Annotated in this window: 20 protein-coding genes; 14 read left to right on the plus strand and 6 right to left on the minus strand. The window is 66.1% G+C overall.

The window, feature by feature from the left end; translation table 11 throughout:
• Window positions 1-13 precede the first annotated feature (13 nt).
• The gene (gene hslU / locus ABR323_RS18855) at window positions 14-1390 is read left to right on the plus strand and encodes an ATP-dependent protease ATPase subunit HslU (protein WP_439450391.1); all 1377 of its coding nucleotides are present in this window, start codon (window positions 14-16) and stop codon (window positions 1388-1390) included.
• A 93-nt stretch (window positions 1391-1483) separates the two neighbouring features.
• Here the strand turns inward: hslU and smeT are convergent, their stop codons facing one another.
• Window positions 1484-2143: an efflux transporter SmeDEF transcriptional repressor SmeT gene (gene smeT, locus ABR323_RS18860; RefSeq protein ID WP_012512143.1), complete on the minus strand. Its 660-nt coding sequence runs from the start codon at window positions 2141-2143 to the stop codon at window positions 1484-1486.
• 225 nt (window positions 2144-2368) lie between these two features.
• On the opposite strand from smeT, the gene smeD reads away from it, so the two are divergent.
• From smeD to smeF, 3 genes are all read left to right on the plus strand, one after another.
• Window positions 2369-3550: a multidrug efflux RND transporter periplasmic adaptor subunit SmeD gene (smeD, locus tag ABR323_RS18865; protein ID WP_439450392.1), complete on the plus strand. Its 1182-nt coding sequence runs from the start codon at window positions 2369-2371 to the stop codon at window positions 3548-3550.
• A 12-nt stretch (window positions 3551-3562) separates the two neighbouring features.
• Window positions 3563-6685, plus strand: a complete 3123-nt coding sequence (gene smeE / locus ABR323_RS18870; RefSeq protein WP_439450393.1) for a multidrug efflux RND transporter permease subunit SmeE — start codon at window positions 3563-3565, stop codon at window positions 6683-6685.
• Window positions 6686-6782: 97 nt separating this feature from the next.
• The gene (gene smeF / locus ABR323_RS18875; RefSeq protein WP_135275144.1) at window positions 6783-8168 is read left to right on the plus strand and encodes a multidrug efflux RND transporter outer membrane subunit SmeF; all 1386 of its coding nucleotides are present in this window, start codon (window positions 6783-6785) and stop codon (window positions 8166-8168) included.
• 142 nt (window positions 8169-8310) lie between these two features.
• Here smeF and ABR323_RS18880 read toward each other — a convergent pair whose 3' ends face one another.
• The 4 genes from ABR323_RS18880 to ABR323_RS18895 all read right to left on the minus strand — a co-directional run bounded on the left by ABR323_RS18880 (window position 8311) and on the right by ABR323_RS18895 (window position 10116).
• On the minus strand, window positions 8311-8733 hold the full coding sequence (locus ABR323_RS18880) for a low affinity iron permease family protein (protein ID WP_439450406.1): 423 nt from the start codon (window positions 8731-8733) through the stop codon (window positions 8311-8313).
• Between the two features lie 73 nt (window positions 8734-8806).
• Window positions 8807-9133: a hypothetical protein gene (locus ABR323_RS18885; protein WP_135275141.1), complete on the minus strand. Its 327-nt coding sequence runs from the start codon at window positions 9131-9133 to the stop codon at window positions 8807-8809.
• 74 nt (window positions 9134-9207) lie between these two features.
• A complete protein-coding gene (locus tag ABR323_RS18890; RefSeq protein ID WP_135275140.1) occupies window positions 9208-9465 on the minus strand; it encodes a hypothetical protein in 258 nt (85 codons plus the stop codon).
• A 198-nt stretch (window positions 9466-9663) separates the two neighbouring features.
• Window positions 9664-10116: a nucleoside deaminase gene (locus tag ABR323_RS18895; RefSeq protein WP_439450394.1), complete on the minus strand. Its 453-nt coding sequence runs from the start codon at window positions 10114-10116 to the stop codon at window positions 9664-9666.
• Between the two features lie 80 nt (window positions 10117-10196).
• Here ABR323_RS18895 and ubiE point away from each other — a divergent pair, with 80 nt between their 5' ends.
• The 5 genes from ubiE (at window position 10197) to ABR323_RS18920 (ending at window position 16913) form a co-directional block, all read left to right on the plus strand.
• Window positions 10197-10958: a bifunctional demethylmenaquinone methyltransferase/2-methoxy-6-polyprenyl-1,4-benzoquinol methylase UbiE gene (gene ubiE / locus ABR323_RS18900; RefSeq protein ID WP_439450395.1), complete on the plus strand. Its 762-nt coding sequence runs from the start codon at window positions 10197-10199 to the stop codon at window positions 10956-10958.
• 247 nt (window positions 10959-11205) lie between these two features.
• On the plus strand, window positions 11206-13134 hold the full coding sequence (locus ABR323_RS18905) for a M1 family metallopeptidase (protein WP_135275137.1): 1929 nt from the start codon (window positions 11206-11208) through the stop codon (window positions 13132-13134).
• A gap of 128 nt (window positions 13135-13262) precedes the next feature.
• The gene (locus ABR323_RS18910; RefSeq protein ID WP_439450396.1) at window positions 13263-13994 is read left to right on the plus strand and encodes a hypothetical protein; all 732 of its coding nucleotides are present in this window, start codon (window positions 13263-13265) and stop codon (window positions 13992-13994) included.
• The gene (locus ABR323_RS18915; protein ID WP_439450407.1) at window positions 13991-14611 is read left to right on the plus strand and encodes an HAD family hydrolase; all 621 of its coding nucleotides are present in this window, start codon (window positions 13991-13993) and stop codon (window positions 14609-14611) included. The genes ABR323_RS18910 and ABR323_RS18915 overlap by 4 nt, the downstream gene beginning before the upstream one ends.
• Window positions 14612-14939: 328 nt before the next feature.
• Window positions 14940-16913, plus strand: coding sequence for an LTA synthase family protein (locus tag ABR323_RS18920; protein WP_439450397.1), 1974 nt, complete (start codon window positions 14940-14942; stop codon window positions 16911-16913).
• Between the two features lie 130 nt (window positions 16914-17043).
• Here the strand turns inward: ABR323_RS18920 and ABR323_RS18925 are convergent, their stop codons facing one another.
• The gene (locus ABR323_RS18925) at window positions 17044-17982 is read right to left on the minus strand and encodes a carbohydrate kinase family protein (RefSeq protein ID WP_135275134.1); all 939 of its coding nucleotides are present in this window, start codon (window positions 17980-17982) and stop codon (window positions 17044-17046) included.
• A 282-nt stretch (window positions 17983-18264) separates the two neighbouring features.
• Here ABR323_RS18925 and ABR323_RS18930 point away from each other — a divergent pair, with 282 nt between their 5' ends.
• The 5 genes from ABR323_RS18930 to rodA all read left to right on the plus strand — a co-directional run bounded on the left by ABR323_RS18930 (window position 18265) and on the right by rodA (window position 24206).
• Complete coding sequence (locus ABR323_RS18930) at window positions 18265-19311, plus strand: rod shape-determining protein (protein ID WP_439450398.1); 1047 nt, start codon at window positions 18265-18267, stop codon at window positions 19309-19311.
• Window positions 19312-19432: 121 nt separating this feature from the next.
• Window positions 19433-20536: a rod shape-determining protein MreC gene (mreC, locus tag ABR323_RS18935; RefSeq protein ID WP_439450399.1), complete on the plus strand. Its 1104-nt coding sequence runs from the start codon at window positions 19433-19435 to the stop codon at window positions 20534-20536.
• Window positions 20533-21018 carry a rod shape-determining protein MreD gene (gene mreD, locus ABR323_RS18940; protein WP_021204559.1) on the plus strand — a complete coding sequence of 162 codons (486 nt, stop codon included), beginning with the start codon at window positions 20533-20535 and terminating at the stop codon, window positions 21016-21018. The genes mreC and mreD overlap by 4 nt, the downstream gene beginning before the upstream one ends.
• 3 nt (window positions 21019-21021) lie before the next feature.
• Window positions 21022-23097: a penicillin-binding protein 2 gene (gene mrdA, locus ABR323_RS18945; RefSeq protein WP_439450400.1), complete on the plus strand. Its 2076-nt coding sequence runs from the start codon at window positions 21022-21024 to the stop codon at window positions 23095-23097.
• A complete protein-coding gene (gene rodA / locus ABR323_RS18950; protein ID WP_439450401.1) occupies window positions 23094-24206 on the plus strand; it encodes a rod shape-determining protein RodA in 1113 nt (370 codons plus the stop codon). Before mrdA ends, rodA begins: the two co-directional genes overlap by 4 nt.
• Window positions 24207-24330: the final 124 nt, after the last annotated feature.

Consider the following 24330-nt stretch of genomic DNA (forward strand, 5'->3'; position numbering starts at 1 on the left):
CGTGAGCACACCCATGCCGCACAAGATTGAAGTTTCCTCCGCCACCATGACCCCGCGCGAGATCGTGCAGGAACTGGACCGGCACATCGTTGGCCAGCACGATGCCAAGCGCGCGGTGGCCATTGCCCTGCGCAACCGCTGGCGCCGCATGCAGCTGGAGCCTGAGCTGCGCAACGAAGTCATGCCGAAGAACATCCTGATGATCGGCCCGACCGGCGTCGGCAAGACCGAGATCGCGCGTCGCCTGGCCACGTTGGCCAATGCACCGTTCGTCAAGGTCGAAGCCACCCGCTTCACCGAAGTGGGCTACGTCGGCAAGGACGTGGAGCAGATCATCCGCGACCTGGCCGATACCGCGGTGAAGCTGTACCGCGAACAGGCCAAGGTGCGCGTGCGTACCCAGGCCGAAGAGCGTGCCGAAGACCGCATCCTCGATGCGCTGCTGCCGCGCCGCAGCGGTGGCATTGGCTTCGATCCGGAGGTGGCGCGCAACGAGCCGTCGGCGCAGGACAACGAGACCCGCATCAAGTTCCGCAAGATGCTGCGCAATGGCGAGCTGGACGAGCGCGAGATCGAACTGGATCTGTCGGCCAACGTCAGCATGGACATCATGACCCCGCCGGGCATGGAAGAAATGGGCCAGCAGCTGAAGTCGATGTTCGCCAATCTTGGCGGCGGTGCCAAGGCGCACAAGCGCACGCTGACCATCAAGGCCGCACGCCCCCTGCTGCTGGAAGAAGAAGCCGGCAAGCTGGTCAACGAAGATGACATCCGCACCGCTGCGATTGAAGCCTGCGAGCAGCACGGCATCGTCTTCATCGACGAGATCGACAAGGTCGCCAAGCGCGGCGATAACGTGGGCGGTGGTGATGTTTCGCGCGAAGGCGTGCAGCGCGATCTGCTGCCGCTGGTGGAAGGCTCCAACGTGTCGACCAAGTACGGCACGATCAAGACCGACCATATCCTGTTCATCGCCTCTGGTGCGTTCCACCTGGCCAAGCCCAGCGACCTGATTCCGGAGCTGCAGGGCCGCTTCCCGATCCGCGTGGAGCTGGGTGCGCTGAGCAAGCAGGATTTCGTGCGCATCCTGACCGAACCGAAGGCCGCGCTGACCAAGCAGTACGAAGCGCTGCTCGCTACGGAAGGCGTCAAGGTCAGCTTCACCGCCGATGCCATCGATCGCCTGGCCGAGATCGCCTTCCAGGTGAACGAACGCCAGGAGAACATCGGTGCCCGCCGCCTGCATACGGTGCTGGAGCGCCTGCTGGATTCGCTCAGCTACGAGGCACCGGACCGCGACGGCGAGACCCTGGCCATCGACAGCGCCTACGTCGATGCGCACCTGGGTGAGCTGGTGCAGGACCCGGACCTGAGCCGCTACATCCTGTAAATGAGAAGGCCGCCGAAAGGCGGCCTTTTCCGTTTGCATCCACGCATGGCGTGGATCTACTACGGTAGCGCCGGGTCATGCCCGGTGGCGCCCTCACGCTTCCGGCAACGGCTCGGGCACCGTTCCAGGAACGAACACGCCTTCCTTCACGTAGGCGGCCAGGGTCATGTCCAGTGCGAGCATGCCGTCGCGCTTGAGGTCCATCAGGTCCGGTTCGACCATCGCCCCGTGCAGCACGCCCAGCACGGTGGCGTGCAGCATGCGTGCGGCGATCTTCGGGTCGGCGCCTTCGCGCAGCTGGCCCAGATCCTGCGCACGGCGCAGGGCGCGTTCCATGCGGTCCAGCGCATCGCGGAAGCCGGCCTGCTGTAGTTCGGTCAGCACCTTGGTATCGGCCGAGGCGTCGCTGCGCAGCATGATCTCCATGGTCTTGCGCAGGCGCTCATCCTCGGACAGCTCGATGAACGAGTGGATCATCACCGCACGCAGGTCGTGCACCGGCGTGTCGCGCTGGTCGGTGGAGGTGCGCTCCAGTTCCTGCATGAAAGGCAGGTGCACCCGTTCGACGATCGCGGTCAGCACCTCGCTCTTGTTCTTGAAGTGCCAGTAGACCGCGCCGCGGGTGTAGCCGGCACGGGCACCGATCATCTCCAGCGTGGTACGGGCCACGCCGTGTTCATGGAAGCAGGCTTCGGCGGCGTCAAGGATGCCTTCCCGGGTTGCCTGGGTGTCCTCTTTGGTCTTGCGGGCCATGGGTCGGTACGAGTGCGGGTGAAACGTGGCTGAATTGTACCGGTTTACAAACAAACACGCATGTATGTATATTTCGTTCCCATCATTCCCGCCGTGTGCGTGGCAGGCCCGTCCGGCTCCCACTCCACCCGGGTGGGCGCTGTTCGCACGGTCTTCACTGTTTGTGGTGGAGGGTCCGCCGTATCAGCGCTGGCTGAGACCCTTTCCTTCAAGAGCCTTTCCGTCATGTTGCTGAGCCGAATCCGACCCTTTGCACTGTCGCTGGCGATCGCCGCGACCGTGGCTGCCTGTGGCGGCCAACCCCAGGCCCCCGAACAGGGCCCGGGCAACGTCACCGTGGTGACGCTGAAGTCCGAAACCGTGGGTCTGACCCGAGAACTGCCGGGCCGTACCAATGCGTTCCTGGTCGCTGAAGTGCGCCCGCAGGTCAACGGCATCGTCGCCAAGCGCCTGTTCACCGAGGGCGGCATGGTCAAGGCAGGCGAGCCGCTGTACCAGATCGAGGACGCGAGCTACCGCGCCCAGGCCAACAGCGCGCGTGCCCAGCTGGCCCGCGCCGAAGCGACCGCTAATGCCGCCCGCCTGAGCGCCAAGCGCATCACCGAGCTGGCCAAGGTCGACGCGGTCAGCCAGCAGGATCTGGAAAACGCCGTGGCTGCGCAGAAGCAGGCCGAAGCAGACGTCGGCGCTGCCAAGGCAACGCTGGATGCGGCCAACGTCACCCTCGGCTACGCGCGCATCACTGCGCCGATCAGCGGCCGCATCGGCAAGTCCAGCGTTACCCAGGGCGCGCTGGTCAGTGCCGGCCAGGCCACCGCGCTGGCCACCGTGCAGCAGCTGGACCCGATCTACGTCGACCTGACCCAGTCCTCGGCCGAACTGTTGCAGCTGCGCCGCGAACTGGCTGCCGGCCGCCTGCAGGACAACCAGCAGACCCCGGTCAGCATCCTGATGGAAGACGGCAGCACCTTCCAGCACAAGGGCACGCTGGAGTTCTCCGAAGTCAGCGTTGACCCGGCCACCGGCAGCTTCGGCCTGCGGGTCAAGGTCGACAATCCCGATGGCCTGCTGATGCCGGGCATGTACGTGCGCGCGGTCATCGGCGGTGGCGTGCGCAGCGATGCGGTGCTGGTGCCGATGCAGGGCATCGCCCGCGATCCGAAGGGCGACACCAGCGCCATGGTGGTCGACAAGGACAACAAGGTCGAGGCGCGCCCGGTCAAGGTCAGCCGTACCGTCGGCGACAAGTGGCTGGTCGAGGACGGCCTGAAGGCCGGCGACAAGGTCATTGTCGAAGGCCTGCAGAAGATCGGCCCGGGCATGCCCGTGAACGCCACCGAACAGGGCGCCGCCCCGGCCAAGCCGGCCGCAGCCCAACCTGCAGCCCCGGCCGCAGGCGCGAAGTAAGCGGAGAACCCCATGGCACGTTTCTTCATCGATCGACCCATCTTCGCGTGGGTCATCGCGATCATCATCATGCTCGCCGGCGGCCTGGCTTTGTTCAAGCTGCCGATCTCGATGTATCCCAACGTCGCACCGCCGGCGGTGGAAATCAGCGCCAGCTACCCGGGTGCTTCGGCCAAGGTGGTCGAAGACTCGGTGACGCAGATCATCGAGCAGAACATGAAGGGCCTTGATGGCCTGATCTACTTCTCCTCCAACAGCTCGTCCAACGGCCAGGCCACCATCACCCTGACCTTCGAGAGCGGCACCAACCCGGACATCGCCCAGGTGCAGGTGCAGAACAAGCTGCAGCTGGCCATGCCGCTGCTGCCGCAGGAAGTGCAGCGGCAGGGCATCAACGTGGCCAAGTCCAGTTCGGGCTTCCTCAACGTCATCGCGTTCGTGTCCGAAGACGGCAGCATGGATGCCAACGACATCGCCGACTACGTCGGTTCCAATGTCGTGGACCGCTTGAGCCGCGTGCCAGGCGTGGGCAACATCCAGGTGTTCGGTGGCAAGTACGCCATGCGCATCTGGCTGGACCCGAACAAGCTGCACACCTATGGCCTGTCGGTGCCGGAAGTGACCGCCGCGATCAAGGCACAGAACGCACAGGTGGCCATCGGCCAGCTGGGTGGTGCGCCGTCGGTGAAGGGCCAGCAGCTCAACGCCACCATCAACGCACAGTCGCGCCTGCAGACCCCGGAGCAGTTCCGCAACATCATCGTGCGTGGCGCGCAGGACGGTGCCGAGCTGCGCCTGGGTGACGTCGCCCGCGTCGAACTGGGTGCCGAGTCCTACGACTTCGTCACCCGCTACAACGGCCAGCCGGCCAGCGGCCTGGCAGTCACCCTGGCCACCGGCGCCAACGCGCTGGACACCGCGGCCGGTGTCGATGCAACCCTGAAGGAACTGGAAGGCTTCTTCCCGGCGGGCCTGAAGGCCGAGATCCCGTACGACACCACTCCGTTCGTGCGCGTCTCGATCAAGGGCGTGGTGCAGACCCTGATCGAAGCGATCGTGCTGGTGTTCGTGGTGATGTACCTGTTCCTGCAGAACTTCCGCGCCACCCTGATCCCGACCATCGCCGTGCCGGTGGTGCTGCTGGGTACCTTCGGCGTGCTGTCGGTGCTGGGCTTCTCGGTGAACATGCTGACCATGTTCGCGATGGTGCTGGCCATCGGCCTGCTGGTGGATGACGCCATCGTGGTGGTGGAGAACGTCGAGCGCATCATGTCCGAAGAGGGCCTGTCGCCACTGGAAGCCACCCGCAAGTCGATGGGCCAGATCACCGGCGCACTGGTGGGTATCGGCCTGGTGCTGTCGGCGGTGTTCGTGCCGATGGCCTTCATGAGTGGCTCCACTGGCGTCATCTACCGGCAGTTCTCAGCCACGATCGTTTCTGCGATGGCGTTGTCGGTGCTGGTGGCGATCGTGCTGACCCCGGCGCTGTGCGCCACCATGCTCAAGCCGCTGAAGAAGGGCGAGCATCACGTTGCACACAAGGGCTGGTCGGGCCGTTTCTTCAATGGCTTCAACCGTGGTTTCGATCGCACCAGCGAAAGCTACCAGCGTGGCGTGCGCGGCATCCTGCACCGTCCGTGGCGGTTCATGGGCATCGTCGCCGCACTGTTCCTGCTGATGGGCGTGCTGTTCGTGCGCCTGCCCAGCTCGTTCCTTCCCAATGAAGACCAGGGCGTGCTGATGGCGCTGGTACAGGCGCCGGTCGGTGCCACCCAGGAGCGCACGCTGGAATCGATCGCCGCGCTTGAAAAGCACTTCATGGAAAACGAGAAGGATGCCGTCGAGTCGGTGTTCTCCGTGCAGGGCTTCAGCTTCGCCGGCATGGGCCAGAACGCGGGCATGGCCTTCGTCAAGCTGAAGGACTGGAAGGACCGTGATGCTGACAACGGTGTGATGCCGATTACTGGCCGTGCGATGGCCGCACTGGGACAGATCAAGGATGCCTTCATCTTTGCCTTCCCGCCGCCGGCCATTCCGGAACTGGGCACCGCCTCGGGCTATACCTTCTTCCTGAAGGACAACAGCGGCCAGGGCCATGAAGCGTTGGTGGCCGCGCGCAACCAGCTGCTGGGCCTGGCGGCCCAGAGCAGCAAGCTGGCCAACGTGCGTCCGAACGGCCAGGAAGACACGCCGCAGTTCCGCATCGATATCGATGTGGCCAAGGCGACCTCGCTGGGCCTGTCGGTCGACCAGATCAACGCCACCCTGGCTACCGCGTGGGGCAGCTCGTACATCGATGACTTCGTCGATCGCGGCCGCGTCAAGCGCGTGTTCGTGCAGGCCGACCAGGCGTTCCGCATGGTGCCGGAGGACTTCGATCTCTGGTCGGTGAAGAACGACAAGGGCGAGATGGTTCCGTTCAGCGCTTTCGCCAGCAAGAAGTGGGACTACGGCTCGCCGCGACTGGAGCGTTACAACGGCGTGTCGGCCTCCGAGATCCAGGGTGAGCCGGCGCCGGGCGTGGCCTCGGGTGATGCGATGGCCGAGATCGAACAGCTGGCCAAGCAGCTGCCGCAGGGCTTCGGTGTCGAGTGGACGGCGATGTCCTATCAGGAACGCCAGGCGGGCTCGCAGACGCCGCTGCTGTACACGCTGTCGCTGATGATCGTGTTCCTGTGTCTTGCGGCCCTGTACGAAAGCTGGAGCGTGCCGACCTCGGTGCTGCTGGTGGCGCCGCTGGGCATCCTTGGTGCAGTGCTGGCCAATACCTTCCGTGGCATGGAGCGTGACATCTACTTCCAGGTGGCGATGCTGACCACGGTGGGCCTGACCAGCAAGAACGCGATCCTGATCGTCGAATTTGCCAAGGAACACCTGGAGAAGGGCGCGGGGCTGATCGAGGCGACGATGCATGCGGTCCGCGACCGCCTGCGCCCGATCATCATGACCTCGCTGGCCTTCGGCATGGGCGTGCTGCCACTGGCGATCTCCACCGGTGCCGGTTCCGGCGCCAAGCAGGCGATCGGTACCGGCGTGCTCGGCGGCATGATTGTCGGCACCGTGCTGGGCGTGTTCTTCGTGCCGCTGTTCTTCGTGGTGGTGCAACGCGTGTTCAAGCGCAAGACCGCCGAGTGATGAAATCCGGTAGCGCCGGGCCATGCCCGGCGGATGCCTCACCGCGTAGCCGCCGGGCACGGCCCGGCGCTACCACCGTGACCCCCAAGGTGTCGCCATGAAATTCTCTTCTCTTGCTGTATCCCTGGCCGCCGCGCTTGCGCTGGCCGGCTGCTCCACCCTGGTACCGAAGGATACCGCCGTGGCCCCGGCGATTCCGGCGCAGTGGCCGGCCGAGGTCGCGCAGGGCCAGGTGGCCGATGTCGCTGCCGTCGGCTGGCGCGACTTCTTCACCGATGCGCGCCTGCAGCAGCTGATCGACCAGTCGCTGCAGAACAACCGCGACCTGCGCGTGGCCGTGCTCAATGTTGAACGCGCGCGTGGCCAGTACCGCGTGCAGCGTGCCGATCGTGTGCCCGGCGTAGCCGTCACCGGCCAGATGGATCGCCGCGGCACCGATGCCGGCGTCACCGAGTCGTTCACTGCCGGTGTTGGTGTGGCCGAGTTCGAGCTGGATCTGTTCGGTCGCGTGCGCAATCTCAGCGAGGCCGCCTTGCAGCAGTACTTCGCCGTTGCCGCGAACCGGCGCAACGCGCAGTTGAGCCTGGTTGCCGAGACCGCCACCGCATGGTTGACCTACGGCGCCGACGCGCAGCGGTTGAAGATCGCCGAAGCGACGCTGAAGACGTACGAGGATTCGCTGCGCCTGGCCGAGGCCCGCCACGAACGTGGTGGCAGCTCGGCACTGGAACTGACCCAGACCCGTACCCTGGTTGAAACCGCGCGCACCGATGCTGCACGCCTGCGTGGCCAGCTGTCCCAGGACCGCAACGCACTGGCGCTGCTGGCCGGAGGCCAGTTGGATCCGGCGCTGCTGCCGGATACCGTCGCGCCGAGTCTGCTGGCGCTGGCCCCGCCGCCGGCGGGCCTGCCCAGCGACGTGCTGTTGCAGCGCCCGGACATCATGTCCGCCGAGCATCAGCTGCTGGCCGCCAACGCCAGTATCGGCGCGGCGCGCGCGGCGTTCTTCCCGAGCATCTCGCTGACCGGCAGCATCGGCAGCGGTTCGAACGAACTGTCGAATCTGTTCGACAGTGGCACCCGCGTATGGAGCTTCCTGCCGAAGATCACGCTTCCGATCTTCCAGGGTGGCAAGCTGCGCGCGAACCTGGCCATTGCCAACGCCGATCGTGACATCGCGCTGGCGCAGTACGAGAAAGCGATCCAGGTGGGCTTCCGCGAAACCGCCGATGCGCTGGCGCTGAACGTCAGCCTGGACGAACAGGTTGCGTCGCAGCAGCGCCTGGTCGAGGCGGCCGAACAGGCCAATCGTCTGTCGCAGGCACGCTATGACGCCGGCCTGGACAGCTTCGTGACCCTGCTCGATGCGCGCCGTACCGCCTACAACGCGCAGCAGACGCAGCTGCAGGCACAGCTGGCACAGCAGGCCAATCGCATCACGCTGTACAAGGTGCTTGGCGGCGGCTGGCACGAGCGCGGGTAGTCCGCGCTTCCGGTAGGTGCCAACCGTGGTTGGCACGGATGCGTCAGCGCAGGCCGCTGGCCCTGTGCCAACCAAGGTTGGCACCTACCTGGAGATCAATGGTAGTGCCGGCCGCTGGCCGGCATTGTCATTTCAAAGCCTGCTACACCGCTTCGTCGTCGCGCCGCGCCACATGGCACGCGCGAACGCGCGCCAGCGCGTCACCGGCCTCGCGCGCCATCTGCTCGTATTCGGCGCGGATTTCCTCCAGGCGTTCTTCATCCAGTTCTTCCAGGTCCAGAAGCTCATTGTTGGCTTCGGCCGTTGCCCGGATCAACTCGTCCAGTTTGATCTGCATCGCCGCGGTGTCGGCGTTCTGCGTGTGCTGGATCAGGAACACCATGAGAAAGGTGATGATCGTGGTGCCGGTGTTGATCACCAGCTGCCAGGTGTCGTTGAAACCAAACACCGGCCCGCTGATGCCCCAGATCACGACGATCATCACCGCGGCCAGGAAGGTCCACGGCGAACCGGTGGCGGCCGCGGCCTTCTTGGCGATCGTATTGAACAGGTTTCTTGCTTTCATCATCGTCATCCCACTCAGGTGACGAAGATGATCGGCAGTGGCCCGTGCAGGGGCCGTGCAGCCGCCGTTCGGCTCAGGCGCGCAGGCGCGGAGCGTCCTGCAGCCGAATCGGGCTGGTCTGGTAGACATGCTGCCAGCAACGATCAACGAACTCGCGGGCCTGGGCTTCGCTCAGGCGCGGCATGATCTGCAGCGCGTACTGGGTCTGGAACATCTCGTCGCGCTGCGAATTGCTGGCGCGCGGCTGGGTGATCAGCGAATCACAGGCGAACTTGATCCAAGGTACATAGGAGCCGAACGAGTTGTGCGGCAATGCACCGTCGGCATGCTGGCGACGCCAGTGATCAAGCTCGGCATCAACATTGATGACCGGGGGAATGGTGGGGACTTCAGCGTGCATGTCGATCCAATCGGTTGAGGTGGATGGGAGTGGGGGTTCATCGCAGTGTGGCGTATGCGCCGGTGCATGCCGCGTCAGCGCGGCGTGCAGCCGGTGTTGCCATCGAGAAGCTGCGCGTGGGTCACGGCACCGAGGTCTTCGGCGATGTCGGCCATGGCGTTGCACAGCCGGACATGATCGCGCGGGTGGGCGCGGATCACTTCCTGCTGCAATCCCTGGTAAGCGGTCCAGAACGGCGCGGTGCGTCGATGCAGCGCGAACTGCTGCGTCATTCGGTCGCGGATGCCGGCAAGGGCCGGGTCGGGCGTGGGGCGTAGGGCGAGCGCGCACATGGCTGGCTCCGCCGGGGAAAGGGGCCCCGGTCATTCCACCCTAGGTGCGATGGCGGGCTCGGGTGTTACCGGCGTGTATGCACACCGGCCACCTGACTGTGCACCGGTTCACGGTGATCGCCGCAAACGCTGCCGGCACAGGGGTGTGCCGGCACTGAAGCGTTCATTAAGCGGGTTCAACAGGAAACTGCCTGGTGTTCATTCACCGATGTCTTCGTTCCAGATATCCGGGTACTGCGCAATGAAGCCGCCCAGCAGGTCCACGCATTCCTGGCTGTCCAGGTCGATCACGTTGACGCCGTTTTCCCGCAGCCAGTCGATGCCGCCCTGGAAGGTGCGCGATTCGCCTACCACTACGGTGCCGATGTTGAACTGGCGCACCAGGCCCGAGCAGTACCAGCACGGTGCCAGGGTGGTGACCATGATGGTGTCCTGGTAGCGGCGCTGGCGGCCGGCCTTGCGGAAGGCATCGGTCTCGCCGTGTACCGACGGGTCGCCTTCCTGCACACGGCGGTTGTGCCCGCAGCCGAGCAGGCGGCCGTCGTTGTGATACAGCGCCGCGCCGATCGGTACGCCGCCCTCGGCCAGCCCCTGGCGGGCTTCGGCGATGGCGGTCTGCAGCAGGGCCTGGTAGTCGGGCGTGGTGATCATGCGGGGCTCCGGTAAGTCGTGGCCGGTCATGATACGGGCAGGGGGTGCCGATGGCTCCCGGCGGTGCGATAATCGGGGGCATGAGCGAATCCCCCTACAAATCCGGTACCACCCATTTCGGGTTCCGCGACGTCGACGCCAAGGACAAGCAGAAGCTTGTCGGCCAGGTGTTCACCTCGGTCGCGCGCAACTACGACCTGATGAACGACCTGATGAGCATGGGCGTGCACCGGGTCTGGAAGCGCTACTACGTGGCCACCGCGCAGGTGAAGCCGGGCGACCGCGTGCTTGATCTGGCCGGTGGCACCGGCGACATCGCCGCCCTGCTGAAGGAGCGCGTAGGCGCCGAAGGCTCGGTGGTGCTGGGCGACATCAACGCCGGCATGTTGTCGGTCGGTCGCGACCGCCTGACCAACCGCGGCCTGGTGCTCGGGCTGGACTACGTGCAGTGCAACGCCGAATCCCTGCCGTTCCCGGACAACAGCTTCGATCTGGTGACCATCGCCTTCGGCCTGCGCAATGTGACCGACAAGGATGCTGGCCTGCGCGAGATGTACCGGGTGCTGAAGGTGGGCGGCCAAGCCCGCGTCTTGGAGTTCTCCGAAGTCAGCGCGGACTGGTTCAAGCCGATCTACGATTTCCACTCGTTCAAGATCCTGCCGAAGCTGGGCAAGCTGTTCGCCAACGATTCGGACAGCTACCAGTACCTGGCCGAGAGCATCCGCAAGCACCCGCCGCAGGAAGAACTGAAGGCGATGATGGGGCAGGCCGGTTTCGAGCGCTGCCACTACAAGAACCTGACCGGCGGCATCGTCTCGATCCACTCCGGCTACAAGCTGTAAGCCCTGGGCTGGGGAAATCCCGGTATCTGCTCTGGTGGGTGCCGACCTTGGTCGGCACGGGCCTGCTGCATGCGTTGATGGATCCGTGCCAACCAAGGTTGGCACCTGCCTGTAGATGCCAACCTTGGTTGGCATGCACCCCAGGCGCAGGGTCGGCCCCCCGGCCGGCCTTACCCCGCACCGCGCAACGCCTGCGGGGCCGGAGCGAGGTACCATTGGGGCTTGATCCCCGTAACGGTCCTGATTCATGCGTAATCCGCTGATGCTCCTTCCGCTGGCCGTGGCCCTGGCCGCCGGCTGCTCCCAGGAGGCGGCCGCGCCCGCCGCCGCCCCGACTGCCGAAAAGGCCCCCGCCGCTCCCGTGAACGCCGAAAACCGCAGCCACGACGAAAGCTCGTACGCCGAGCCGGACAAGGTCGTCATCAAGGACATCGCGCTGGATCTGAAGCTGGACTTCGACCAGAAGCAGATCGGCGGCACCGCCACCTACACCCTGGAGTGGAAGCAGAAGGATGCCAAGCAGCTGGTGCTCGACACCCGTGAGCTGAGCGTGTCCAAGGTCGAGGCCGTCGGCGCCGATGGTGCGCGCAGCCCGCTGCAGTTCGCGCTGGCCCCGGTCGACAAGGTGTTCGGCAGCAAGCTGACCATTGAAACCCCCGAGCAGCCGGCCAAGGTCGAAGTGACCTACCACACCGCACCGACCGCCTCGGGCCTGCAGTGGCTGGCGCCGTCGATGACCGAAGGCAAGAAACTGCCCTTCATGTTCAGCCAGTCGCAGGCCATCCACGCCCGCTCCTGGGTACCGCTGCAGGACACCCCGAGCGTGCGCTTCACCTACAGCGCGCACGTGGTCTCGCGCCCGGACGTGATGGTGCTGATGAGCGCCGACAACGATCCGAAGGCCGCGCGTGACGGTGACTACACCTTCAAGATGCCGCAGCCGATTCCGTCCTACCTGCTGGCCATCGCCGCCGGCGACCTGGTGTTCGAGCCGATCTCCGGCCGCTCCGGCGTCTGGGCCGAGCCGACCATGGTCAACAAGGCCGCCAAGGAATTCGAAGACACCGAGAAGATGATCGGTGCCGCCGAGAAGCTCTACGGCGAATACCGCTGGGGCCGCTACGACATGCTGGTGCTGCCGCCGTCGTTCCCGTTCGGCGGCATGGAAAACCCGCGCCTGACCTTCGCCACCCCGACCGTGATCGTCGGCGACAAGTCGCTGGTCTCGCTGGTCGCCCATGAACTGGCACACAGCTGGTCGGGCAACCTGGTGACCAACGCCAGCTGGAAGGACATCTGGCTCAACGAAGGCTTCACCACCTACGTCCAGGGCCGCATCACCGAAGCCCTGTACGGCAAGGAGATGGCCGAGATGGAAAAGCAGATCGACCAGACCGATCTGCTCGCCGAAGTGAAGGACATGAGCCCGGCCGACCAGGCGCTGGCGCTGCCGCCGTTGAACGAGCGTGACCCGGATGAAGCACTGAGCCAGGTCGCCTACGTCAAGGGCTCGTGGTTCCTCGAATTCCTGGAACAGCGCTTCGGCCGCGAAACCTTCGATCCGTTCCTGCGCGGCTGGTTCGATGACCACGCCTTCCAGAGCGCGAACACCGACCAGTTCGTCGTGTACCTGAAGAAGAACCTGCTGCCGAAGAATCCGTCGGCCGTGACCGAAGCCGAACTGAAGGCGTGGCTGGATGAGCCGGGCATTCCCGCGTTCGCGGCCAAGGCGCAGTCGCGCAATTTCAGCAGCGTCGATACCGCGCGCATCGCCTTCGCCAGCGCCGGCACCGTGCCCAGCAGCCAGGTCATCGCCGACTGGAGCACCCAGGAATGGGTGCGCTTCATCGACGGCCTGGGCGCCACCCAGCCGCTGGACAAGCTGGCCACGCTGGACAAGGCCTTCCACTTCACCGGCACCCCTAATGGCGAGATCGCCATGCGCTGGTACCCGCTGGCGATCCGCAGCGGCTACGAGCAGGCCAATGAAGGCGCAGCTGCGTTCATCGAACGCGTCGGCCGTCGCAAGCTGATCATGCCGATCTACGCCGAACTGGTGAAGACCCCGAAGGGTCTGGAGCTGGCCAAGCAGGCCTTCGAGAAGGCCAAGCCGGGCTACCACCCGATCACCACGGGCTCGGTGCAGGACATGTTGTCCAAGGCTGAAGCCAAGTAAGCGGTAGTGCCGGCCGCTGGCCGGCAACCGGTCATTGCTTCACCAGCAACGGCGGGGAAACCCGCCGTTGCTGTATCCGCTTTTCGCTGCCGATAGAATCGCAATCGCACCCGCAAAGGACCTCCGCCATGAAACGACTGATCCTGCTCACCGCCTGCACGCTCGCCTTGGCGGCCTGCAGCAACCCAGAGGAAGAGCGCAAGGCGCAGGAAGCCGCAGCGGCCGCCGTGCAGGCGCAGAAGGAAGCCAAGGCCGAAGACGTGGCCAAGCAGTACGACATGGCCGTGGCCGCGCAGGACTGGGAGCGCGCGCGCCTGCAGGGTGCCTCGCTGCTGGACCAGTACAAGGACACCGCCGCCGCCGAGCGCATCGCCGCAGGCTTCGACGAGGTCAAGGCCAAGGGCGATGCCGCGCGCGACCTGCGCCGCATGCAGGCGCTGTGGCAGTACAACCAGATCCCGGTGGGCAGCAAGGGCAACCAGGTTTCGGCGCAGATCTACAGCAAGGAACGGGTGGACGTGGATGGCAGCGGCGCCAAGCCGGTGCAGCTGGTGTTCCGCGACCACCCCGAATGGAAGCGGCATGCCTATCTGGTGCTGCAGGCCGGCGATTTCCGCTGCCCGCAGTGCACGGTGAAGGTGACCGTGGACGACGGCAAGCCGATCTCGATGGCGGCGTGGCGGCCGAAGACCGATGAAGCCATTGCCCTGTTCATCACCGACCAGAAGGCGCTGTGGAAGCTGGCAGCCAAGGGCAAGTCGATCAGCATCGAATTCCCGGTCAAAGCCGGTGGCACGCGCACTGCCGTGTTCGAGACCGGTGGCATCGACGCCAGCCGCATGCCGGCGTGGTGGCGATGACCCTGGCGGTGCCGGTGGAGGCACCGGCGTTGTCGACGATCCGGCACTGGGTGTTCGACATGGACGGCACGCTGACCGTGGCCATGCATGATTTCGCACGCATCAAGCGCGAACTGGCGATCCCGGCGCAGGACGACATCCTCACTCACCTTGCCGGATTGCCCGCGGCGGAGGCCGGCCTCAAGCACGCCTGGTTGCTGGCCCATGAGCGCGAACTGGCCGCCGCCGCCGTGCCCGCGCCTGGAGCGGTGGCGCTGGTGCGCGCGCTGCAGGTAGCAGGCTGTCGGCTGGGAATCCTGACCCGCAACGTGCGCAACCTGGCACAGATCACGCTGCAGGCGATCGGGCTGGGCGATGTGTTTGCCGAAGACGACATCATTGGTCGTGACGAGGCCGACCCGAAGCCCTCACCTGCCGGGTTGCAGTACTTCGCAGGCCGCTGGCAGGTGGATCCGGCGCAGGTGGTGATGGTGGGCGATTACCGCTTCGACCTGGAGTGTGGCCGGGCCGCGGGCACGCGGACCCTGCTGGTCAATGCTCCGGACAACCCGTGGCCGGACATGGCCTGCTGGCACCTGGCCGATTGCACGGCCGTGCTGGAGCGCTGGCAACGCTAGCGGGGTGCCCTCTGCGCGCCTTGTCGGGCGGGGGAAAACGGTCCAGATGTCGAAAGCCGTCGAAGTAGACGGTCATCACAGTGTATTGTGCGCGATCGATGCGCTGGACCTTGTCTGGCGGAACGCCCGGCCGGAGCTGAGGCTGGGGGCGGTTGGGGAACCGCTGCCGAAGACTGTCGCGGCCTGGTCGGGCCGGTGGCGAGCGTTGCACCGGTGTTGGCGTGCGATCCGCTGCGCTGGAAATGGTGTCAGGTAACACGTTGGTCGATGTGGCCCGCTGCCAGGGATGCGGCAAGGGTCTCCGTTGTTCCATTCCTGGATTCCTTTCATGCCTCGAGCTGTGTTGCTGTCGCTGTACCGGCGTCTGTGTCCGATTGCCGCCTTCTTCCTGTTTGGCCTGGTCGCCCTGTCGTTGTCACGGCTGGGGCTGGCGCTGTGGCATGCCGCGCGGGTCAGTGCCGCTGACGGCTGGTCCACGGTGTTCCTGCAGGGGGTACGGGTGGACGTGTCCACGCTGTGCCTGCTCTTCGGCATTCCCGCGGTGCTGGCGTTGCTGTTGCCGGTTGAAGGACGGCTGGGCTTGGCCTGGCGCCATGTCCTGCGCGGGTGGCTGATCGTGGCCAGCGTGCTGCTGGTGTTCATGGAGCTGGCCACGCCAAGCTTCATGGCCGAGTACGGCCTGCGGCCCAACCGCTTGTTCCTGGAGTATCTGATCTATCCCGAAGAAGTGGGGATGACACTGCTGCGGGGGCATCTGCTGGCGGTGGTGATCGAAGTCGTGGCCGTGATCGTGCTGTGCTGGGCGCTGCTGCGCGGGTCGCGTCGCTGGGTGGAACGGCGCCCGACGACGGTGGCAGAAGCCGGTTGGCTCTGGCGGGTACCGTTGGCCGTGCTGGTGCTGCTGCTGGCGGCGATGGGTGTGCGTTCCAGCCTCGGCCATCGGCCGCTGAATCCGGCGCTGGTGGCGTTCTCCACCGACCCCACCATCAACGTGCTGCCACTCAACTCGCTGTACACGGTGGGCTATGCGGCGCGCCAGCTGGCCGCCCGCAGCGAAACCTCGCGCATCTACGGCGAGCTGCCGCTGGCGCAGGTTGTCGACGAACTGCGCGCGACCAGCGGTCTGCCGGCATCGGCGTATGTGTCCGAGGCGTTGCCCAGCCTGGCACTGCGTCCGCCACTGCATCAGGGCAAGCCCCGCAACCTGGTGATCGTGCTGGAAGAAAGCCTCGGCGCGCAGTTCATCGGCAGCCTCGGCGGGCGCCCGCTGTCGCCTCATTACGACCGACTGAGCAAGCAGGGCTGGGCGTTCGAGCGGCTGTATGCCACGGGTACGCGTTCGGTGCGCGGGATCGAAGCGGTGCTGACCGGCTTCCCGCCGACCCCGGCCGAATCGGTGGTCAAGTTGCCCGCCACCCGCCAGCGCTTCTTCACCCTGGCCGATGTGCTGGGCCGGCATGGCTACGACACCGGCTTCTACTACGGCGGCGAGAGCCACTTCGACAACATGCGCGAGTTCTTCCTCGCCAATGGCTTCAGCCGCATCGTGGATCGCAAGGACTACCGCTCGCCGGCGTTCGTCGGCTCGTGGGGAGCCTCGGACGAGGATCTGTTCAATCGCGCCGACGAGCAGTTCCAGCAGTTGAACGCACAGGGCAAGCCGTTCTTCGGCCTGGTGTTCACCTCCAGCAACCATGATCCGTTCGAGTTTCCCGACGGCCGCATCGAGCTGTACGAACAGCCCAAGCAGACCCGCGACAACGCCGCCAAGTACGCCGATCACGCGTTGGGAGCGTTCTTCCGCAAGGCGATGGCCTCACCGTACTGGGAAAACACCGTGTTCCTGGTGGTGGCCGACCATGACTCACGCGTGTTCGGCAAGGACATGGTGCCCATCGCCAACTTCCATATTCCGGGCTTGATCCTTGGCGGAGGCATCGAACCGCGCCGGGATACCCGCATCGTCAGCCAGATTGATCTGGCACCGACGCTGCTGTCGCTGCTGGGCATCGCCGATCCCACACCGATGGTCGGCCAGGACCTGACCGACATGCGGCGGCTGCAGCCCGGTCGCGCGCTGATGCAGTACGACCGCAACCTGGCATGGATGGAGGGCAACGACGTGGCCATCCTGCAGCCGGACAAGCCGGCGCAGGGCTTCCGCTACGACCCGGCCGCCGATCAACTGCAGCCGCAGCCGCTGAAACCGGAACTGGCGCGGCGTGCACATGCCTATGCGATGTGGGGCACGTTGGCCTACGAGAAAGAGCTGTACCGCTTGCCGGAGAAAGCCAAGCCCTGAGCTGGAAGGGCAGGGCGGCGTTGTAGTGCCGGCCGCTGGCCGGCAGTGTCGACCAAGGTCGACACCTACCAGAAGCATTCCCCACACCGCACCGGGCGAAAAGCTCCCTTCAGTTGCGCGGGCAATTCGATTACGCGTTCAACGCGTAACCGAATTGCTGCTTGAACTGCTCGTTGAACTCTTCGAAGGTGAAGCGCTGGTTCTGGGTGCCCGGATGCTCGACCTTCAGTGCGCCCATCAGGTTGCCCATGCGGCCGATGGTCAGCCAGTCGTAGCCCTTCTGGATGCCGTAGATCAGGCCGGCGCGGAACGCGTCGCCACAGCCGGTCGGGTCGACCACGCGGCGCTCGTGCGCCGGCGGGATGTCGTAGCTCTTTTCCGGGGTATGGATGACCGCGCCCTTCGGGCCACGGGTGGTGATGTAGGCCTTGACCCGGCTGACGATCTCCTTCTCGTCCCAGCCGGTGCGCTCCTGCAGCAGGTTCGACTCATAGTCGTTGACCACCACGTAGTCGGCCTGCTCGATGAACTCGCGCAGTTCCGGGCCGTTGAACAGCGGCATGGCCTGGCCGGGGTCGAAGATGAACGGGATGCCGTCTTCGTGGAATTCCTGCGCGTTCTGGATCATGCCCTCGCGGCCGTCCGGGCCGACCAGGCCCAGGGTCACGCCCGGCACGCCACGCACGTGGTTCTCGTAGGAGCGCATCATCGCGCCCGGATGGAAGGCGGTGATCTGGTTGTTGTCATGGTCGGTGGTGATGAACGCCTGCGGGGTGAACAGCTCATCGATCACGCGCACGCGCGCCAGGTCGATGCCCAGGCCTTCGAAATACTCGCGGTACGGGCCGAAGTCCGAACCCACGGTGCCCATCGGGATGGGGTGGCCGCCCAGCAGATGCAGGTTGTAGGCGATGTTGCCGGCGCAGCCACCGAACTCGCGGCGCATGCGCGGCACCAGGAAGGACACGTTCAGGATGTGCACCTTGTCCGGCAGGATGTGATTCTTGAACTGGTCCGGGAACACCATGATGGTGTCGAAGGCAAGAGAACCACAGATCAGAGCGGACATCGATGTAAGCCTATGCGGTGAATTTGGGGTGGGCCGGCCCGGTTCAGCAGGCAAGCAAACGGCGCCCTTGGGCGCCCGACGGCGCAAAGGTTACCCGCTGGTGCCGCTCAGGGCCAGAACCGGGTGATGCCCGATCGGGCCGAAAGCCTGTCAAGGCGCGGGTTCAGCTAGTTTTTTCCTTGCTCGGCGGCAGGCGGGTTGCTAGGCTTGTCGGCCTCGATTTCTGCCCATTTTTTCGCCATCCCGCGGCGGGCACGACACCCCTCAGGACTCCTTCCTCAGATGTTCAAGAAACTCCGTGGCATGTTCTCCAACGATCTGTCCATCGACCTGGGCACGGCCAACACCCTCATCTACGTGCGCGGGCAGGGGATCGTACTGAACGAGCCGTCGGTGGTCGCAGTGCGCCAGGATCGCGCCATCGGTGGTACCCGCTCGGTGGCAGCCGTCGGCGCCGAGGCCAAGCAGATGCTGGGCCGTACCCCGGGCCACATCACCACCATCCGCCCGATGAAGGACGGCGTCATCGCCGACTTCACCTACACCGAGGCGATGCTCAAGCATTTCATCAAGAAGGTGCACAAGTCGCGCGTGCTGCGCCCGAGCCCGCGCGTGCTGGTGTGCGTGCCGGCCGGTTCGACCCAGGTCGAGCGCCGCGCCATCAAGGAATCGGCCGAGGAAGCCGGCGCCCGTGACGTGTTCCTGATCGAAGAGCCGATGGCCGCGGCGATCGGCGCCGGCATGCCGGTCACCGAAGCCCGTGGTTCGATGGTCATCGACATCGGCGGCGGCACCACCGAAGTGGCCGTCATCTCGCTCAACGGCATCGTCTATTCGGCCTCGGTCCGCATCGGCGGCGACCGCTTCGACGAGTCGATCACCAACTACGTGCGCCGCAACCACGGCATGCTGATCGGTGAAGCCACCGCCGAGCGCATCAAGGTCGAACTGGGCTGTGCCTACCCACAGGCGGAAGCGATCGAGATGGAAATCTCCGGCCGCAACCTCGCCGAGGGCGTGCCGAAGATGATCAAGATCAGCTCCAACGAAGTGCTTGAAGCTCTGCACGAGCCGCTGTCGGGCATCGTCAGCGCGGTCAAGCTGGCCCTGGAACAGACCCCGCCGGAACTGTGCGCCGACGTCGCCGAGCGCGGCATCGTGCTGACCGGTGGTGGCGCCCTGCTGCGCGACATGGACCGCCTGATTTCCGAGGAGACCGGCCTGCACGTGCAGGTGGCTGACGACCCGCTGACCTGCGTGGCCCGCGGTGGCGGTCGTGCGCTGGAACTGGTCGACATGCACGGCAACGAGTTCTTTGCGCCGGAATAAGCCGTCCCGGCTGCTTGCGCCCGCAGCGTCCCTCCGGGGTGCGGCCCGCCACCATGGCGGGTCGGCACCGGCGGGGCGCCCGTGTGTTTCCCCTCCGCCTTCTGCCAGTTGAATCGTTGCCGTGCCGCCCTACGCCGGACCTCCCGTCGCTTCCCGATCCGGTGATGCCGCCAGCCCGCTGCGGCTGCTGGCTTATCTCGCACTGGCCATCACCCTGATCGTGCTTGACGACCAGGCCGGGTGGCTGGCGCGCCTGCGCGGGCAGGCCAACAGCCTGGTGCAGCCGGTGTGGGCACTGGCCGGCCTGCCCGGCAAGCTCGGCAACCAGGTCAAGGACTCTGCGGCCAGCCACAGCCAGCTGGTGACCGAGAACCGCGCACTGCGCAACCAGCTGCTGCTGGCCAACGCCCGACTGACCCGCCTGCAGACCGCCGCGCTGGACAATGCCCAGCTGCGCGAACTGCTGAACGTGGCCGAGCGCAGTGGCCTGGACGTGCAGTTGGCGCCCATCCTGGACATCGACCTGGACCCGGTGAAACAGCGCCTGGTGCTCGATGCCGGCAGCCGTGAAGGCGTGCACGTCGGCCAGGCCGTGATCGATGTTGGCGGCCTGATGGGCCAGGTGATCAGCGTCACCGGCAGCACGTCCACGGTGCTGCTGCTGACCGACCCTGACCACGCGGTACCGGTCACCGTGGCGCGTAACGGCGTGCGCCTGATCGTCTACGGCCGTGGCGACACACTGGAGCTGCGCGACATCCCGCTCAGTGCCGGCGTGGAGGTGGGCGACGAGATCGTCACCTCCGGCCTCGGCGGCCGTTTCCCGGCAGGCTTCCCGGTCGGCACCATCACCGGCCTGCGCCCGGACGACACCCATGCCTTCCTGGTTGGTGAACTGAAGCCGGCGGCGCAGCTGGACCGTGGGCGCGATGTGCTGCTGCTGCGTCCGGGTGCGGCGATCCGCATTCCGCCGGAACTGCGCCTGCAGCTGGAAGAGACCGCACCGGGTGGCCCGGCCACCGGCGCCACCGTGCCGGCCGCGACCGCGACCGCGACCGCGACCGCGCCTGCGCCGACGCCAAGCGCTCCGGTAGTGCCGGCCGCTGGCGGGCAACCGACTCCGTCTTCGGCGAAGCCGGCTGCCCCCGCATCCTCCCTTGATCCTGCTGCCCCGGTAGTGCCGGCCGCTGGCCGGCAACCGACCACGCCGGAGGCCCCGCGATGAGCCGCCTGCGCGACAACCCGTGGGTGCTGCCGGCCAGCCTGGTGGTGGCGCTGCTGCTGGGCCTGCTGCCATTGCCTGCACTGCTGCAGCCGCTGCGCCCGTACTGGCTGGCGCTGGTGCTGGCCTACTGGGTTATTGAGGCGCCCGAGCGCGTCGGACTGGGCATCGCCTTTGCCAGCGGCGTCATCGCCGACCTGCTCTACGGCGGCGTGCTCGGCGAACAGGCACTGCGGCTGGTGATGCTGGCCTTCATCCTGCAGCGCTTCCGCGCCCGCATCCGTTTCTTCCCGATGTCGCAGCAGATGCTGGCCATCGGCGGCCTGCTGTTCAACGACCGCATCGTCAGTGCGCTGGTTCACATCCTGGTGGGTGAACCGACCCTGCCGTGGTCGTACTGGTGGGCACCGTTGCTGGGCATGGGCCTGTGGCCGCTGGTGTTCGTGCTGCTGGACGCGGTGCGCTTCGGCAAGCGCGGGCGCTGAGCCATGATTCCGCGCCGCCAGGTCAAGAACCCGCACGCCGAAGCCGAGCAGTTCCGCCGCCGCGCGGCGCTGGGCTTCCTTGGCGTACTGGTCTGCCTGCTGGGCCTGGGTGGCTGGTACTTCAAGCTGCAGGTGCTGGACCACGATTTCTACGCGACCCGCTCTGAGTCCAACCGCATCAAGCCGCGGCCGGTGGTGCCCGGGCGCGGCATGATCTACGACCGCAACGGCCGTCTGCTGGCCGAGAACGTGCCGGCCTTCCGCCTGGACGTGACCCCGGACAAGGTCAAGGACATGGACGCCACCCTGGAAGGGCTGGCGAAGATCATCACCATCAGCCCGGAAGAGTTGGAAGCGTTCGACAAGTCGCGCAAGGCGCGCCGCAAGTTCCTGCCGGTCACGCTGAAGCTGCGCATGAGCGATGAGGAGATGGCGCGCTTCGCCGTCGATCGCTGGCGTTTCCCGGGCGTGGAGCTGGAACCCTATCTGACCCGGCGCTATCCCTATGGTGATCTGTTCGCGCACATCATCGGCTACGTCGGCCGCGTCGATGAAAAGGATCTGGAGATCCTTGGCGAGGGCAACGCAGCACTGACCCACATCGGCAAGTCCGGGTTGGAGCGCTATTACGAGCAGCAGCTGCGCGGCAAGATTGGCTACGAACAGGTCGAGACCAACGTGCAGGGCCGTGCGATCCGCACCATCGGCCGGGTCGCCGCGCAGTCCGGTGCCGACCTGCGGCTGTCGATCGACGCGGACCTGCAGCGCGCCATGGTGGCTGCCTTCGGTGAGCAGGAAGGATCTGCAGTGGCGATGGACCCGCGCACCGGAGAAGTGCTGGCGATGGTCAGCTTGCCGTCCTACGACCCCAACCTGTTCGTCAACGGCATTTCCCATGCCGACTTCAAAGCGCTGAACGACAATCCCTCGCGGCCGCAGTTCAACCGCCTGGTGCTGGGTGGCGTGGCGCCCGGTTCCACCCTGAAGCCGCTGATCGGCCTGGCCGGCCTGGATTCGGGCGTACGCCGGCCGGAAGACAAGGTGCTGTCCACCGGCATGTTCTACCTGCCCGGCACCTCGCGCGGCTGGGGCGATTCGCACCGCGGCGGCCATGGCTGGACCGACCTGCGCAAGTCGATCGCGCAGTCGGTCAACACCTACTACTACAAGCTGGCGCTGGACCTGGGCGTCGAGCGCTTCGACCATTACATGGAGTACTACGGCTTCGGCCAGCCGACCGGCATCGACCTGACCGGCGAGATCGGCGGCATCCTGCCGTCGCCGGCCTACAAGCGGAAGAGCCGCAAGGAAGCCTGGTACCCCGGCGACACGGTCAACATCAGCATCGGCCAGGGCGACTGGAAGGTCACCCCGCTGCAGCTGGCGCGGGGCGTCAGTGGGCTGGCCAACGGCCAGCTGCGTACGCCCCACCTGGTCATCCAGCAACGTGCAGGGTTCGACCATGACTGGATGGCGACCGACCCGGGCGAGAGCAAGCCGGTCAGCCCGAACCCGAACAACCTGCAGGCGGTGCGCGAAGGCATGATGGCCACCATGCTGCCTGGCGGCAGCGCGGCCCGCATGGCGGCCGGCGCGCCGTACACGATGGCCGGCAAGACCGGTACCGCGCAGGTCGTCAGCCGCAAGGGCACGGCGGCAGTGAACCCGAAGAGCCTGCCGATGCACCTGCGCCACCGCGCGCTGTTCGTCGGCTTTGCGCCGGTCGACCAGCCGGTGATCGCGATTGCGATCGCCGTGGAAGGTGGTGGTTACGGCGGCGCCGCGGCGGCGCCGATCGCACGCAAGGTGTTTGACGCCTACCTGCTGGGCAAAATGCCTGAAGGCATGCAGCCGCTGGACAGCGAGCGCGGCACCACCGCCATCGGTGCCACCGCGTTCGACAACGAAGACGTTGGTGCGCGCCAGGCTGGCGACCTCGCCGCCGCACAGGTGGGTGAGCCCCCAGTGCTGGTCGGCGTGCCCGCGCCGGAACCGGCACCTGCACCGCAGCCGGGTCCCCCGGCCGCCGCCGCGCTGCCGGCTACGCCACGCCCGACCACTGCGGAGCCCGCACGATGAAGGTCTTCCTGCGCTGGGCCGGCGACATGCTTCGCCGCTTCTTCAGCACGCTGGACTGGGTGTTGTGCCTGGCCCTGGGTGCGCTGATGCTGATCGGCCTGGCGACGCTCAAGAGTGCGGGCGGCGACAGCCTGGTGATGGCCCAGGGCGCGCGTTTCGCAGTGGGCATGGCCGCGTTGTGGGGCATTTCGCGGGTGCCGATCCTGCGCATCCGCTCGGCCACGCCGATGATCTACGCGATCTCGATGATTCCGTTGCTGGCGGTGTTCGTGCTTGGCACTGGCAAGTACGGCCGACAGTGGCTTGACCTGAAGTTCTTCTACCTGCAGCCGGCCGAGCTGCTGAAGGTCAGCCTGCCGATGATGGTGGCCTGGTACCTGCACAAGATGCCGCTGCCGCCGCGTTTCAACACCGTGCTGGTTGCCCTGGTCATCATTGGCGTGCCCACCGGCCTGGTGATGCTGCAGCCGGATTTCGGTACCGGCGTGCTGATCGCCGCCAGTGGCGTGTTCGTGCTGTTGCTGGCCGGCTTGCCGTGGTGGTGGATCGGCCTGGGCGTGGGCGGGGTGGCCGCAGTCGCGCCGGTGGCCTGGTTCTGGCTGCTGCGTCCGTACCAGAAGGATCGCATCATGATGTTCCTGGACCCGGAGATGGACGCACTGGGCGCCGGCTGGAACATCATCCAGTCGAAGATCGCCATCGGTTCCGGCGGCTTCGATGGCAAGGGCTGGGGCGAGGGCTCGCAGTCACACCTGAACTTCATTCCCGAGCAGACCACCGACTTCGCGTTCTCGGTGCTGAGCGAGGAATTCGGCTGGATCGGCGTGGCCACCGTGCTGGCGCTGTACCTGGTGGTGATCGGGCGTTGCCTGTGGATCGCCAGCCAGTCCCGCGATTCCTATTCGCGCCTGCTGGCCGGTGCCACCGGGCTGGCGTTCTTCGTCTACGTGCTGGTCAATGGTGGGATGATTTCCGGGCTGCTGCCGGTGGTGGGCGTGCCGATGCCGCTGATCAGCTACGGCGGTACCTCGGCGGTTTCGCTGTTGGCCGGTTTCGGATTGGTGATGGCGGTGCGCAGCCACAACCCGGTGCACGGCGGCTACGGCTGAGTCCGGAATCGGGGTCGGATCCCTTTTCCATGGGAAAAGGGCTCTGACCCCATCGGGCGGCCCGCCGCCGGGCATGGCCCGGCGCTACCTCAGCCAGTCGAGTATGGCTCGACTCTACAAAAGC

The sequence above is a fragment of the Stenotrophomonas sp. ATs4 genome, assembly GCF_051861585.1.
Lineage (GTDB): Bacteria > Pseudomonadota > Gammaproteobacteria > Xanthomonadales > Xanthomonadaceae > Stenotrophomonas > Stenotrophomonas maltophilia_AS.